This window comes from Chitinibacter fontanus, from assembly GCF_013423785.1.
Lineage (GTDB): Bacteria > Pseudomonadota > Gammaproteobacteria > Burkholderiales > Chitinibacteraceae > Chitinibacter > Chitinibacter fontanus.
The window spans coordinates 2,884,898-2,897,166 of the sequence record NZ_CP058952.1 but is presented as its reverse complement, the minus strand read 5'-3'; the positions used below and the strand labels follow the sequence as shown (position 1 = coordinate 2,897,166).

Sequence of the window (12,269 nt, the reverse complement as noted above, 5' to 3'; positions counted from 1 at the left end):
ATATTTAAGGATAGCCGACTACGGCTTGGCGCAATAATTGCTGGGTAAACAGTATATTCAGTGTGCTTTGAATATCGCAGGCTTCATCGATCTGCAGCGCATGATCAAGTGCTTCACCCACACAATGCCCTGCGCTTAAAGACTGCAAAAAAGTCCATTGCCCGAGGCTAATGACCTGCCATTGGCTTCGGCTGATCAATATCTGCTGCCCACCGCTAGCTAGCTGAGCTACTGTACCACCGGCGTGCATAGCCAGAATATCGGCAATGGGCCAGTGTGGAGATTGCACCAACTGCAAGCTCGGGTGAAAACGTAACTGCATACTCGCAAAGTCAGCGGCGGCCAACTGGGCCAACTCAAGCAAGCCCAGCGTGGCTTCATCCGGCGCTAAATACGCTCGCCAGCGCGCCCAATCCACCCTGGCAACATCGGCCAGATATGGCAAGTCAGCAGCAGGTGCGAACTGGCCGATAAAATCGGCAAAATCATCGCCCATCGCATGCAAATCAGCAGAGTTAGCTGGTGTCACATCAACGTACTCACGAGCCATAGCCGTAAAAAAATCCTCGCCCACCAACTGCGCTACATTGCTAAACACGCCCTGCAGCGCGGCAATGCGGTTAAGCCGGCAATTGGCGCGATAGTGGCGCATCCGCGCTGGAAAGTGCAAACCATCTTCAGCGGCCTGTGGGTCAAGCAATAAACTCGCAAACGCAGCAATACCCTGAGCGTAATTCATGCATACACCCCTGATGTATTGCTCAGTGATTTATTCACATACTGATCTAGGGAGCAATACTCTTCGAATAAGCTCGAAAAATCTGGCAGATTGGTATCGCGCTCTAACAACACTGGTTTTGCCCCCCAGCGTTGTAAGCTCGATTGCAACAAAGCCAGCACCTCGGTGCTGACCGGCGCACCGTGCGTATCAATGGCGGTGCCCTCAAACCATTCAAACCCAGCTACGTGGATTTCATACACCGAATTGCCCTCAATCCGCGCCAGTTCTTGCTCGGCATCGAGCCCCAGATTGAGGGCATTGACATAAAAATTATTCAAATCTACCAGCAAGCCACAACCAGTGCGACGCACTAGCTCTGCCATTAACTCGGCCTCTGACATTAGTTGACCGCTAAATCCAACATAGGATGACACGTTTTCCAGCAAAATCGGGCGCTGTAATACGTCTTGCACTTGCGCAATACGCTCAACCAAATGTTCGATCACCCCTGTCAGACGGGGAATCGGCAATAAATCATTAAAATATCGCTCGGCATGGCGATTCCAAGCCAGATGCTCTGACACCGCTGCCGGCTCAACCCGGGCAACTAATTGTTTTAGCTGAGCCAAATGTTGGGGGTTCAGCGGGCTTAGGCTACCAATACCTAGCCCAATACCATGCAAACTGACTGGATAATCCGCGCGCAGACGGCACAGCGCGGCCAGCGGCTCACCACCGCCAAAATAATTCTCACTATGGACTTCCCACCATGCTACGGCTGGGCGCTGCGCTAAGACCTCGACAACGTGGGGAGCGCGTAGACCAAGTCCAGTTGCGTTGGGTAAATTGCTAAGCATGGGGCTAATCACCAAAAAGAAATCAATGTGTGGCGAAACTGAGCTAGAGTTTCGCCACCCGGGGCCCAATTACATGGGTTTAAGCGTGCCTTTCATATCAACACAAGTACCCGACGCAACGTATTTCCATTCTTTGCCATGCATATCACTTTTGGCTTGCCCAGCGCAGGCGTGACCATTGGCCGCGCAATCGTTTTTACCGGCCATAGCGATGCCATAACATTTTTCTTTGTCGGCAGCGACCACGGTGCCTGAAACGCCAGCAGCCAGTACGGCGGTTAATGCGCTAGTGAGGATAAGTTGTTTGTTCATGATGCATGATCTCCAAAGTGGTTTAAGCGACACCGTCAGCGGTATCTGCAACTTAGTCGGGCCAAAGGGCAGGCTCTGACAAACAAAATGCAAAAACTGCCAAACAATTAAACAAGCCATTGATTTTTAATCAGATAAAACCAGCGCCGCGCTCACAAACCTAGCTCGCTCAGGCCAGGATGCTCATCAGGACGGCGGCCTTGGGGCCAGTGAAATAGCCGCTCATCTTCGCGAATCGGCAGGTCGTTAATGCTGGCAAAGCGGCGCTGCATCAGGCCATTGTGATCAAACTCCCAGTTTTCATTGCCGTAAGAGCGAAACCATTGCCCAGCGGCATCGTGCCATTCGTAGGCAAAACGCACGGCGATGCGGTTGCCGTCAAACGCCCACAGCTCTTTGATCAGCCGGTATTCATGTTCGCGCTGCCATTTACGGGTTAAAAATTCGACAATCTGCGCGCGGCCGCGCGGAAATTCGTGGCGATTACGCCAAACGCTATCCTCGGTGTAGACCAGAGAAACGCGCTCTGGGTCGCGCGAATTCCAACCGTCTTCGGCCAAGCGAACTTTTAAGGTGGCCGATTCCAAATCAAACGGCGGTAAAGGGGGACGAGCTGACATGGGTTTACTCCAAAAATGCGTTGAATGGATTGATTGCTTGATTAGGGCTAGGCAACTTTCCGCGTAATCCCGGGCATGGTCACATAGCCGGGCAGCGCCTCGATGCGCGCCAGCCACTGGCAAATAGCAGGGTATTGCGCCAGAGGCACTTTCCCTTCGAGGCTCAGCGCGATATACGGGTAGAGGGCAATGTCGGCAATCGTGATGTGAGGTGCAGCCAACCACGGTTGTGTGGCCAATGTGGTTTGCAAAACACCCAGTAATTGCTCGGTCAAGATTTCGGCCTCGGCCAGCGCGACATTACGACCCCATTTATGAAACAGCCGCAGCGCATTGGGCCCGCGCGTCACTTCATTGGCGGCGGTGGCGAGCCACGCCTGCACTTGCGCTTGCCCAACCGGATCATTCGGCAGCCAGAAATCAGCCTGCTCGGCGCCGTACTGGCGGGCGAGGTAAACCAGAATCGCCTGACTATCGCGCAGCACCACGTCGCCATCGACCAGCACCGGCACTTGGCCAAGTGGGTTTTTGGCCAGAAACTCGGCCGATTTATGCTCGCGCTCGACGCCATTCACGGCAATACTCTGATAGGGTATCTCCAGCAAAGACAGCATGAGTCTGACCTTATGGCAATTACCCGACAGGGCGAATTCATAGAGCTGGATCATGGTGCTTTCCTTTTTCAAATCAAAATCAATCGTTTTATAAATCCAGCTCTAGCCGTGCCGATTTCGCCCGCGAGACGCAAATGCACATTAGCCCGGCGCGCTCGCGCTCGTTAGCGTTCAGCGCGTGATCGCGATGCTCCACTTCGCCTGCCAGCACTTTCACCGCACAGGTGCCGCAATTGCCGACACCACAATCGAACAGTGTATCGACGCCCGCCGCTTGTACCGCCGCCAACACGGTTTGATCGGCGGCGATCGGGATCATCCGTTGCGAGCGGCGCAGCAGCACTTCAAAGGGCCGGTTGTCGCCATGAGCTGCGGCGGCAAAGCGCTCAAAATGGATACGCATTGGATCAATCTGTAATTGCGCGGCAGTATTGGCCACCGCATCAATCAATCCGCTAGGCCCACAAACATACACCTCGGTGGTATCGGCCATTTGGCTTAGTAGCTGTGGCAGATTCAGCCGCGCGCCTTCGGCGCTGAAATACACACTAATTTGCCCGGCCAGATCGCGCTGCAAGCGATCGCCATACGCCATCTCGCGGCGGCTGCGCGCAGCGTAGTGCAATTCAAATGTCCTCCCTTGCGCTTTGAGCTGTTGCGCCATCGCCTTGATCGGCGTAATACCAATGCCACCAGCAATCAGCAACACGGGCGCAGCGCTCTCGTTCAGCGCAAAATCGTTCTTCGGTGTGTTGCAATACAGCTTCATGCCCAGTTGATAATGCTGATGCACAAAGGCCGAGCCGCCCGTGCCGTCGTCCTGGCGCAGTACAGCGATTTCGTAAATATCACGGCGCGCGGGGTTGGAAGCGATGGAGTAATTGCGCACGCTCTGCTGGCCATTGGGCAGCTTCACTGGCACTTGCAGATGCGCGCCGGCTGTGACCGGCGGCAAGTCTTCGCCAGCCGGATGGCGCAGCTCGTATGCGCGCACCTGCGGCGTCAGCTGGCGCACGCCGCTGATGACTAATGCCAACTCACCGCTGCCCAAACGCTCAAGCGGCGCGGCGGCTAGCGGCTTGGCGCGCAGCGCGGCCAGCTCGCTCTGCAAAGGGGCGATCAGTTGCTCGATATCAGCATCGGTATATCGCGGCGTAATGTGCTGCGGGCAATTCCAATCCCACGCTTCAACCGTGATGACCATTGCGCGCTCGATGCGAGCGCGATAGGCCGGGCTTTCCAGCGCGGCGATCAGCGCTGGGTCATCAATTTCGTGCACGATGCGCACCCGGCCCCAGATTTTGAGCCGGCGGCGGTTGGGGTAATCCATCAGAATGATGGAGATTTTGTCGTTGGCATTCAGATTGCCCACCGACAAATACTGCACATTGCCGCGAAAATCGGCAAAGCCCAGCGTATGTTCGTCCAGCACTTTTAAAAACCCGGCCGGGCCGCCGCGATGTTGCACATAGGGCCAGCCGTTTTCGTTCACGGTGGCCATATAAAAGCTATCGCGCTCAGCGATAAACTCGGCCTCGCGCGGGGTGATTTCGCTGCGGCTATCCTCAGCCAGCTCAAAGCCCTGATTGCCCTCGCGGCTGTGATAGCGGGTTTGCGCCGCTTTGACACTGTCGGTAAAGGTGATGGCGGCAAAGGCGCGTGGCATGGGGAGCCTCCTGAGGCGTTCCAGTATGGGATGGCCTCAGTATGGCGCGCCGCCGCAGGCAAGAGAATCGCCATGGAGATGAATTGATTATTCCTTCAAATGCAATAATCACCACCAAGGCGCGGCAAAAACCACGTATTCTCATCACCACCAGCAGGTATTGGGCTGGCCGCCAGCTGCTAAGCGGCCTTCTGCCCGATACTGCGGTGGGTTTATAGGGTGCAGCTGGCTGCTGCAGGCTGCAGCAGCGCGCCGAGGAAGGATTTGCGCTGCTGTAAAAACGCCAGCAAGCGCTGCGGATAATCGGCCACCACCGCTTGCTGCACCGAAGGCCGCTGCGCCAGCGCGCGCCGCCAAGCTTCGATCTGCGGCCAAGGCGCCAGCGACAGATTCGCACGCAGCGGCGCTATCGCCTCAAAAGCATCGTAATAGCGAAACACCGGCGCAAACACCGCATCCACCAGCGTGAATTCGACCCCGGCAAAATACGGCCCGCCGCTCAGCGCGGCCTCAACTTGCGCCCATTTTTGCGCCAGCTGCTGGGCTTTGAGCTGCAAACTGGCTTCGTCCGGCGCCGAATACACCCCGGCGATGTCATTCAAAATCGCCGAGCCCAGCTCCATCCAGCCACGATGGCGGGCGCGCGCCAAAGGGTCAGCCGGGTGCAGCGGCGGCGCTTGGGTTTCATCCAGATATTCGCAAATCACCGCCGATTCAAAAATCGCCGCCTCGCCCACTTGCAATACTGGTACTTTGCCCAGCGGTGAAATGGCCAGAAACCAATCCGGCTTATTGGCCAGATCAATATTTTTGCGGGTAAATGGCACTCCTTTTTCCAGCAGCACTATCGCGGCGCGCTGCACATAGGGGCACAGCAAATGGCTGACCAAGGTAATAGGTTGCGACATATCGATTTCCTCCAGTAGGTAATATGCGCTAGTCTATGCTTGCTAATTTGCAATAAACATAAGCAGGATTGCACAGCATGCATGCAAAAACGCAATACCACCTTGGCGGTCAGGATCTGGAATTTTTGCTGGCGGTGAGCCGGGGCGGCACCTTGGCTGCGGCGGCCGAGCGGCTGGGTGTGGATGCCTCAACAGTTTTTCGCAGCATCCAGCGCATTGAAAAAGGGCTGGGGCAGCGATTATTCGAGCGCAGCAAAGCGGGCTATTTGCCCACCGAGCTGGCGCAAACTCTGGCCCAGCATGCCGAGCAAATGGAAATCGCGCTTGAATCAGCCCGCTCGGCGGCGCAACTGCAGCCCGAAGACGTGGCCGGCAGCGTGCGCATCACCACCACCGATTCGATTTTGCATGGGCTGGTGGCCCCCGAGCTGGATGCCCTCGCCCGCCTACACCCGCAGCTGAGTTTTGATCTGCATACCGGTAATGAGCTGGCCAACTTAACCCGACGCGATGCCGATATTGCGATTCGCGCCACGCGCAAACCGCCGCAACATCTGGTGGGCAAACATCTGGGCAGCATTAGCGTGGCGCTGTTTGCCGCACCGCACAGCCCGTGGGCCGATTTGGCCGCAGCTATCGCCCAGCAGGCACCGTGGATCGCGCCCGACGATGCCCTGCCCGATCATCCCACCGTGCTCTGGCGCAAAAAGCACTACCCGAAAATCACGCCGCGCTATCGGGTCAACAGCATTTTAACGGTAGTGGAATTGATTGAACGCGGCATGGGCGTGGGCATGGTGCCGCTGTTTCTGGCCGCCACGCGGCCCAATTTACGCCCACTTACTGGCGCGCTGGTCGAATGTGCCACCGATCTGTGGCTACTGACTCACCCCGAATCGCGCCACCTGCGCCGCGTGGCCACGGTTTTTAGCCATTTGGCGCAGCATATTCAATTGCGCTAAGCGCATCATCGAGTTAGCCCCCCTACGCAGGCCAAGCCTGCATGGCCAGATCGACCATCTTCAGTAAATCAGCCGTGCTGGCGCCATCAATAGCCTGCACCGACATGCCCTGAATCACCCCAGCATAAAACCCGGCCAGCGCCTGAGTATCTAGCTGCGCGGGTAACTCGCCGGCAGCCTGCCCTTGCTGCAGGCGCACCAGCATCATCGCGCGGGTGGTGCGACGGTGTTCGGCGGTCAGCTCGCCAATGGCTGCATTGGCCTCGGCGCAGCGCAGCACGCCGCTGGCGATCGGGCAGCCGGGCGGGTGTTCGGGGGCGGTAAATTGCACCGCCGCGCCGCGCAACATGGCCTCCAGCCCCTCCCGCGCGCTGGGGGCTGCGGCCAGCAAAGCGCCGATGCGCTCGTATTGCTGAGCCAAATACAGATCGATCGACTCACGATACAGCGCTGGTTTGGATTCAAACGCTGCATACAGGCTGGGCGCGTTGATACCGAGCGTACTGGTCAAGTCGTTCAACGACGTGCCTTCATAGCCTTTGGCCCAGAATAATTGCAGCGCTAATTCAAGCGCTTGTGTGCGATCAAACGCCCGTGGCCGCCCTCGCGTTTTTTTTATTTCCATATTGATCGCTACAAAATATGTTGACGACGTCATCTTAGCCTGATTATATTATTTATCGATCACTACATAAATAGGATTTAAAACGATGCAAGGCGTTCAAACCCAGCACAGCAGCCACTATCAGCTGCAGCGCAACAACAATACTTTTCAATTACAGCAGGTGCCCAGCCAACAACCAGCCTTAGCGGCTGATCAAGTGTTGATTCGGGTCGGCGCGATGAGCCTGAATTACCGCGATTTGCTGATTTTGCGTAATGCCGGTCAAGATACCGTCGATGGCCAGATTCCGCTCTCGGATGCGGCCGGCACGGTGATTGCAATCGGCAGCAAAGTGCAACGCTGGCAAGTCGGCGATCGGGTTGCGCCCAATTTTTTCCCGCAATGGCAGGATGGCAAATATCAGACCCAACATTATTCACACGGCGCGCTGGGCGGCGCGAATCTGGCTGGCGTACTTGCCGAGCATATCGTCGCCAGCGAAGACGCCATCGTGGCGATTCCAGCGCATTTGAGTTTGCAAGAAGCCGCGGCTTTGCCGTGCGCCGCGGTAACGGCTTGGCATGCGCTGTTTGAACGCGGCCAATTGCAAGCGGGTGAAACGGTATTGATTCAGGGCACTGGCGGTGTGGCGCTGTTTGCGCTGCAACTGGCCGCAGCGCAAGGCGCCAAGGTAATTATCACCTCATCATCCGATGAAAAACTAGCGCGCGCCAAAGCCTTGGGCGCTTGGGAAACCATCAACTACCGCGCGCAGCCGAATTGGGATGAAGTCGCGCTGGCCCTCACTGGCGGAATGGGGGTTGATCACATTTTGGAATTGGGCGGCCCGGAGACTTATGCGCGCTCGATCAACGCGCTAGCCTCAGGCGGACATATCCATCAAATCGGCGTGCTCACCGGCTTTGGCCCCACGCCCAATCTGTGGCCGCTACAATTTAAAAACGCCCATATCAACGGCATTTTGGTCGGCTCAGTCGCGCATTTTAATGCGCTCAATGCCTTCCTGAGCCAGCACCAAATCAGACCCGTGATCGATCAGGAATTTGCCTATGCGCAAGCCAGCGAGGCCTTCGACTACCTCGCAAGCGCACAGCACTTCGGCAAAATCGTGATCAACGTACAAGCTTAAACCCATAGGAATTTTCAAAATGACTCGCTTTCATACCCACACCATCGAAACAGCGCCAGAACACAGCCGCGCATTACTGAGCAACGCCAAAGCCAACTATGGTTTTGTGCCTAATTTATTCGCCAATATGGCCGAATCACCCGCCTTGCTGGAAGGCTATCTGACGCTCACGCAGATTTTTAATAAAACCGATCTGAGCGAAACCGAAAAGCAAATCATTATGATGACGGCCAATCGGCTCAATCGCTGCGACTACTGCATGGCCGCGCACACCACCATCGCTAAAGCCGCAGTACCTGCCGAGGTCATTACCGCGCTACGCGACAACACGCCAATTGCCAATACCAAGCTCGAAGCCTTGCGCCAATTTACCATCCAAGTTGTAGAAAACCGTGGCTGGCCTACGCAGCAAGAAATCGCCAAATTCATCAGCGCAGGTTATGGCCAGCAAACGGTGCTAGACGTCATTTTGGGGATTAGCTTAAAAATCCTCTCGAATTACACCACCAGCATGACCGATACCAAGCTAGACGACGTATTTAAAGCCGATCTCTGGCAGGCGGCCTAAAGAAAAAGGATAGCCATGCGGCATGCTGTGTGGCTATCCTTTGCTGAAACAAACCCAATCATGGGTAGCGCGGAGGCACATTGGAAACGCTTGATCAACTCAAAGGCCTAGGGCCCAAAAGCCGCGACATGCTGGCACAAATCGGCATCACCACCGCTGCACAACTGCGCGCAGCGGATGCGTTCGATATGTATGCGCAGCTGCAGCAAGTCATGCCGAATATCTCACTCAATATGCTGTACGCGCTGATTGGCGCGCAGGAAGATTTGCCGTGGCAGCAAATCAAACAAGAGCGCAAAACCGAAATCTTGCTGCGGCTTGATGATATGGATTTGGCACCAAGAAGAAAATAGTGATAGGTATATCGCTGAAAAATAATTATTTAAAACTCTATCGCAATATACCCATGAAATTACCCTTCATAACCACGCAAACTTCGATGCCACGCCCAGCCCGATTGTTCGTCACGGCTTAAGCCATTTTCGTTTCGTGCGTTTGCTCATACCCCCGCGGCAAATGGCCGAGCAAGTTTTCATATTGATTGATTAATTGGCGGTTTTTACGCCCCAGCTCGCCCTCCCCCAAGGCCGGTGCGCGGCTGGCATCAACTTCGTAATTATTGGCGCGGAAAATCTGCTCGAACTGCACATCGGCCAGATCATGCGCGTAGGGTCGCGTTTGCAACGATAAATCGGCAATGGCCTGAATTTGATTGCTGCGGCTAAAGCGCGCAAAGCCGCGAAAACGGAAAGTCTCATCCACATGCCGATCACTGTGCTCAATCAGCGCATCCATTAGCGCATACGGCAGCTCGTGCAAGCGCGCCGCAGGCAGCAACACGCACAACGCCAGTTGTTCAAATTCGGGAAAATCGCCTTCGAGCTGACGCGCCAGCGGCGCTGCACCTAACTGCACATCAATTAAAACGCGCCCAGCCGATAGCTCAAGCACTTGCACCAGCTCAATGGCGCGTTGGGCAAAGCGCAGCGACGCCAATTGATGCTGCACCGCCGCGGCGACATCCAGCGTGGCGACGCGATGATTGCCTGCTTGCAACTGATCGCGTTGCTGCGCCAGCAAGGGCAAATCATGATGATTACTAAACGCCGCGCTGGTTTTGCCATCGCGGCTACGCACCGTCAATAGCTCGCGCACCTCGTGCTCGCGCGCTTTTTTGATCGCCAGAAAAGCAGTTTGGATAATCTCGGAAGTCGGGGTATCGGCATCAATCCGCCATTTTCTGCCGTACACCAGCTTATGCACTCGTAGGGTATTGCTACGATCGTAATTCTCGCGCCCGATTAAGCCCACTTGCACATACACACCCTGCTCGTCCTGCCCGGCAAACAGCGGCGTATGCGCATCAAAATCGATCTGCGCGAGCAGCGCCGACACGCTCTCGACCGTATGCTGATAGCGCAAATAATGCTGCGCTACCCAGCGCTGGCCGTTACGCAAAGTCAGCGTGGGCGCCAAAGGCATCACCCGCTCGCCAAGGCCGTGCGGGGTAAGGTTTAGAGTATGTAGCGTCATCACAATAGCCATCCAGATCAATGACGTTATTGTGCTTGCTCACACCAAAAAGAAGAATCACCACAAAATACAATTGATTATTGCATTTTTCGCAATTTAGTGTGCCCGTGCCAGATCTCTAGCAACTCAACTCTGAAACAAAAATCAGGGGTATGGTGATACAGGCATTTGATCGATTAATTTATAGCCATATACCACATGATGTATCAGTGCTAAATAATTAATCAGATGGCCACTTCACACTGTATGTCGGTAAACACCGCCAGCACCGCGCGCAAGTTGGCGCATAGCTGCGGATCTCGCAAAATCGCCTCGGTCGTCGTCGTAGCGCCAATGACCGGCACGGTAATCGACGCCGATTCCAGCCATTGCGCCGACATCATCGTTAGCGTTTCTTTTAAGGCATCAAAAGCATGCTGCGCGCGCGGCGATGCATTCAGCGTGGCGACGGGTTTATTCACCAGCGCGGGGGTATTGACCAGCCAGTCGAGCAGATTTTTCATCACCCCACTCACACCATGCGCGTACTCGGGGCTAGCGATCAGCACACCATCAGCGGCGATAATCTGGTCGCGCAAGTCCGCCAACAGCGGCACCGATTCAATAACGAGATCGGGGTTAAACGGCGGCACTTGGGCAAGCTGCTCAAACAGTGTGACCCGAATCTCGTGCGGCGCAAGCGCTTTCACCGCTCGCAGCAAAGCCGTATTACACGACGCCGCACGCAAGCTGCCGGAAATGGCGATGAGATGGATTGATTGCGTCATGATGTGGGGTTCATTTTAGAAAGGTCAGTGGCTGTTTGCGACCCAAAGGAGCCATCCGAATTGCTCGAAAGCGGACACGCCCTCGGCTTCTCGACTAGCCCGCCCATGGTAGTTCTTTGATTAGGCTGTCTATGCTGTTCATGTCAGCAGCAGGAATCCAGCCACAACTGCCATCAGTATCCTCTACGCGATACCTCTCGCCAACAGAGTCGTAGAGCTTTACGCGCACAAATGCGCCTGGCTGAATCCACTTAGCGGGGCACTCTGCATCTTGCAATGAAAACGTTTTACCTACCACGCCAGCAGCTCCTACATCGTACGTAACGGCCTGTTCTTTAACAAGAGCGGTGCCCTCATTGTTAAGCCGATACCTATTCTCTTTCGCCCAGAACCCTTGCCAAGTGGAGACGCTGACTCGCCCGTTCCCCAGCGGTTGCGGAGCCTTGCAATCCGGTCCTGAATCGAAATTCAGGACCGGGAGAAGCTTGTGCCCCGCATACGCCAGCAGATGGTAGATACATGTACCTGCCTCTGGAGTTCCGAGGAGGAGTTGCCGCTGCGGGCGTTGGCGGTCAATGGAAACTACTCGGATGTCTGGCAAATCGGACTCCGCGGAGAAAAATTCAGTGGAATACTTCTCCGAGCCAATCTTCACGACAACTCGTGAGCGCCATTCTTCCCGAGCAGGGAAGGTCGCAACCTGAATAGCCTCCTGCTTTCCGTCTCCATCAATATCTACGCGCAAGCGGTACAACTCGCCAGCCAAGCCCGATATTGGTGCGACCGATAGAATCAATGCAATGACTGTCGTTCTGATTTGCATTTCAACACAGGATAAGCCTCATCCTTTAACAACGCGAAGGTTCATATAAACATCGTGCCACTATGCAAATTGGAAGGCAACTCCGAAGTTCCGGTTCTGGCCGACAACCGTCAGCTGACGGTTGATTGACATCCTGCGCGCAAGCTGACGCAAAAGTAAGATGA

General features: G+C 55.4%; 16 protein-coding genes. 5 read left to right on the top strand and 11 right to left on the bottom strand.

The genetic code is table 11. The annotated features are described in order from the left end of the window. Positions 1 to 4 precede the first annotated feature (4 nt). The 6 genes from HZU75_RS13885 to HZU75_RS13860 form a co-directional block, all read right to left on the bottom strand. Positions 5 to 739, bottom strand: a complete 735-nt coding sequence (locus HZU75_RS13885) for an HvfC/BufC N-terminal domain-containing protein (protein WP_180306606.1) — start codon at positions 737 to 739, stop codon at positions 5 to 7. After that, the gene (bufB, locus tag HZU75_RS13880; protein ID WP_180306605.1) at positions 736 to 1,578 is read right to left on the bottom strand and encodes an MNIO family bufferin maturase; all 843 of its coding nucleotides are present in this window, start codon (positions 1,576 to 1,578) and stop codon (positions 736 to 738) included. Before bufB ends, HZU75_RS13885 begins: the two co-directional genes overlap by 4 nt. A 69-nt stretch (positions 1,579 to 1,647) precedes the next feature. Next, positions 1,648 to 1,890 carry a BufA1 family periplasmic bufferin-type metallophore gene (locus tag HZU75_RS13875; protein WP_180306604.1) on the bottom strand — a complete coding sequence of 81 codons (243 nt, stop codon included), beginning with the start codon at positions 1,888 to 1,890 and terminating at the stop codon, positions 1,648 to 1,650. Between the two features lie 152 nt (positions 1,891 to 2,042). Next, positions 2,043 to 2,510, bottom strand: a complete 468-nt coding sequence (locus tag HZU75_RS13870; RefSeq protein WP_180306603.1) for a nuclear transport factor 2 family protein — start codon at positions 2,508 to 2,510, stop codon at positions 2,043 to 2,045. 47 nt (positions 2,511 to 2,557) lie between these two features. Next, a complete protein-coding gene (locus HZU75_RS13865; RefSeq protein WP_180306602.1) occupies positions 2,558 to 3,178 on the bottom strand; it encodes a glutathione S-transferase family protein in 621 nt (206 codons plus the stop codon). A gap of 34 nt (positions 3,179 to 3,212) precedes the next feature. Further along, the gene (locus tag HZU75_RS13860) at positions 3,213 to 4,790 is read right to left on the bottom strand and encodes a 2Fe-2S iron-sulfur cluster-binding protein (protein ID WP_180306601.1); all 1,578 of its coding nucleotides are present in this window, start codon (positions 4,788 to 4,790) and stop codon (positions 3,213 to 3,215) included. A gap of 41 nt (positions 4,791 to 4,831) precedes the next feature. Between HZU75_RS13860 and HZU75_RS13855 the strand changes: the two genes are divergently transcribed. Next, positions 4,832 to 5,008, top strand: a complete 177-nt coding sequence (locus tag HZU75_RS13855; protein WP_180306600.1) for a hypothetical protein — start codon at positions 4,832 to 4,834, stop codon at positions 5,006 to 5,008. On the opposite strand, the gene HZU75_RS13850 is transcribed toward HZU75_RS13855, so the two are convergent. Continuing rightward, positions 5,003 to 5,698 (bottom strand): glutathione S-transferase family protein, encoded by a 696-nt coding sequence (locus HZU75_RS13850; RefSeq protein ID WP_180306599.1) that lies wholly within the window; start codon positions 5,696 to 5,698, stop codon positions 5,003 to 5,005. The two genes, HZU75_RS13855 and HZU75_RS13850, sit on opposite strands and share 6 nt — an antisense overlap. A 77-nt stretch (positions 5,699 to 5,775) precedes the next feature. On the opposite strand from HZU75_RS13850, the gene HZU75_RS13845 reads away from it, so the two are divergent. Next, positions 5,776 to 6,660 (top strand): LysR family transcriptional regulator, encoded by an 885-nt coding sequence (locus tag HZU75_RS13845; protein WP_180306598.1) that lies wholly within the window; start codon positions 5,776 to 5,778, stop codon positions 6,658 to 6,660. Between the two features lie 22 nt (positions 6,661 to 6,682). Here the strand turns inward: HZU75_RS13845 and HZU75_RS13840 are convergent, their stop codons facing one another. Continuing rightward, positions 6,683 to 7,318 carry a TetR/AcrR family transcriptional regulator gene (locus tag HZU75_RS13840; protein ID WP_228028073.1) on the bottom strand — a complete coding sequence of 212 codons (636 nt, stop codon included), beginning with the start codon at positions 7,316 to 7,318 and terminating at the stop codon, positions 6,683 to 6,685. Positions 7,319 to 7,370: 52 nt separating this feature from the next. Here HZU75_RS13840 and HZU75_RS13835 point away from each other — a divergent pair, with 52 nt between their 5' ends. The 3 genes from HZU75_RS13835 (at position 7,371) to HZU75_RS13825 (ending at position 9,335) form a co-directional block, all read left to right on the top strand. After that, positions 7,371 to 8,414: a zinc-dependent alcohol dehydrogenase family protein gene (locus tag HZU75_RS13835; RefSeq protein ID WP_180306597.1), complete on the top strand. Its 1,044-nt coding sequence runs from the start codon at positions 7,371 to 7,373 to the stop codon at positions 8,412 to 8,414. Positions 8,415 to 8,433: 19 nt separating this feature from the next. Next, a complete protein-coding gene (locus tag HZU75_RS13830) occupies positions 8,434 to 8,982 on the top strand; it encodes a carboxymuconolactone decarboxylase family protein (protein ID WP_180306596.1) in 549 nt (182 codons plus the stop codon). An 80-nt stretch (positions 8,983 to 9,062) separates the two neighbouring features. After that, entirely contained in the window at positions 9,063 to 9,335 is a 273-nt protein-coding gene (locus HZU75_RS13825) for a TfoX/Sxy family DNA transformation protein (protein ID WP_228028072.1), read from the top strand. A gap of 118 nt (positions 9,336 to 9,453) precedes the next feature. On the opposite strand, the gene HZU75_RS13820 is transcribed toward HZU75_RS13825, so the two are convergent. The 3 genes from HZU75_RS13820 to HZU75_RS13810 all read right to left on the bottom strand — a co-directional run bounded on the left by HZU75_RS13820 (position 9,454) and on the right by HZU75_RS13810 (position 12,105). Next, positions 9,454 to 10,515 carry a hypothetical protein gene (locus HZU75_RS13820; protein ID WP_180306595.1) on the bottom strand — a complete coding sequence of 354 codons (1,062 nt, stop codon included), beginning with the start codon at positions 10,513 to 10,515 and terminating at the stop codon, positions 9,454 to 9,456. A 224-nt stretch (positions 10,516 to 10,739) separates the two neighbouring features. Further along, positions 10,740 to 11,282 (bottom strand): NADPH-dependent FMN reductase, encoded by a 543-nt coding sequence (locus HZU75_RS13815; RefSeq protein WP_180306594.1) that lies wholly within the window; start codon positions 11,280 to 11,282, stop codon positions 10,740 to 10,742. Positions 11,283 to 11,376: 94 nt separating this feature from the next. Then, positions 11,377 to 12,105, bottom strand: coding sequence for a hypothetical protein (locus HZU75_RS13810; protein WP_180306593.1), 729 nt, complete (start codon positions 12,103 to 12,105; stop codon positions 11,377 to 11,379). Positions 12,106 to 12,269 lie beyond the last annotated feature (164 nt).

Bases quoted from the DNA above. Each gene is read 5' to 3' on its own strand.
- HZU75_RS13810 (WP_180306593.1), bottom strand. From the start codon at position 12,105: ATGCAAATCAGAACGACAGTCATTGCATTGATTCTATCGGTCGCACCA.
- HZU75_RS13840 (WP_228028073.1), bottom strand. From the start codon at position 7,318: ATGACGTCGTCAACATATTTTGTAGCGATCAATATGGAAATAAAAAAA.
- HZU75_RS13815 (WP_180306594.1), bottom strand. From the start codon at position 11,282: ATGACGCAATCAATCCATCTCATCGCCATTTCCGGCAGCTTGCGTGCG.
- HZU75_RS13865 (WP_180306602.1), bottom strand. From the start codon at position 3,178: ATGATCCAGCTCTATGAATTCGCCCTGTCGGGTAATTGCCATAAGGTC.
- HZU75_RS13820 (WP_180306595.1), bottom strand. From the start codon at position 10,515: ATGACGCTACATACTCTAAACCTTACCCCGCACGGCCTTGGCGAGCGG.
- HZU75_RS13860 (WP_180306601.1), bottom strand. From the start codon at position 4,790: ATGCCACGCGCCTTTGCCGCCATCACCTTTACCGACAGTGTCAAAGCG.
- HZU75_RS13875 (WP_180306604.1), bottom strand. From the start codon at position 1,890: ATGAACAAACAACTTATCCTCACTAGCGCATTAACCGCCGTACTGGCT.
- HZU75_RS13835 (WP_180306597.1), top strand. From the start codon at position 7,371: ATGCAAGGCGTTCAAACCCAGCACAGCAGCCACTATCAGCTGCAGCGC.
- HZU75_RS13855 (WP_180306600.1), top strand. From the start codon at position 4,832: ATGGCGCGCCGCCGCAGGCAAGAGAATCGCCATGGAGATGAATTGATT.
- HZU75_RS13845 (WP_180306598.1), top strand. From the start codon at position 5,776: ATGCATGCAAAAACGCAATACCACCTTGGCGGTCAGGATCTGGAATTT.
- HZU75_RS13885 (WP_180306606.1), bottom strand. From the start codon at position 739: ATGAATTACGCTCAGGGTATTGCTGCGTTTGCGAGTTTATTGCTTGAC.
- bufB (WP_180306605.1), bottom strand. From the start codon at position 1,578: ATGCTTAGCAATTTACCCAACGCAACTGGACTTGGTCTACGCGCTCCC.
- HZU75_RS13870 (WP_180306603.1), bottom strand. From the start codon at position 2,510: ATGTCAGCTCGTCCCCCTTTACCGCCGTTTGATTTGGAATCGGCCACC.
- HZU75_RS13830 (WP_180306596.1), top strand. From the start codon at position 8,434: ATGACTCGCTTTCATACCCACACCATCGAAACAGCGCCAGAACACAGC.
- HZU75_RS13850 (WP_180306599.1), bottom strand. From the start codon at position 5,698: ATGTCGCAACCTATTACCTTGGTCAGCCATTTGCTGTGCCCCTATGTG.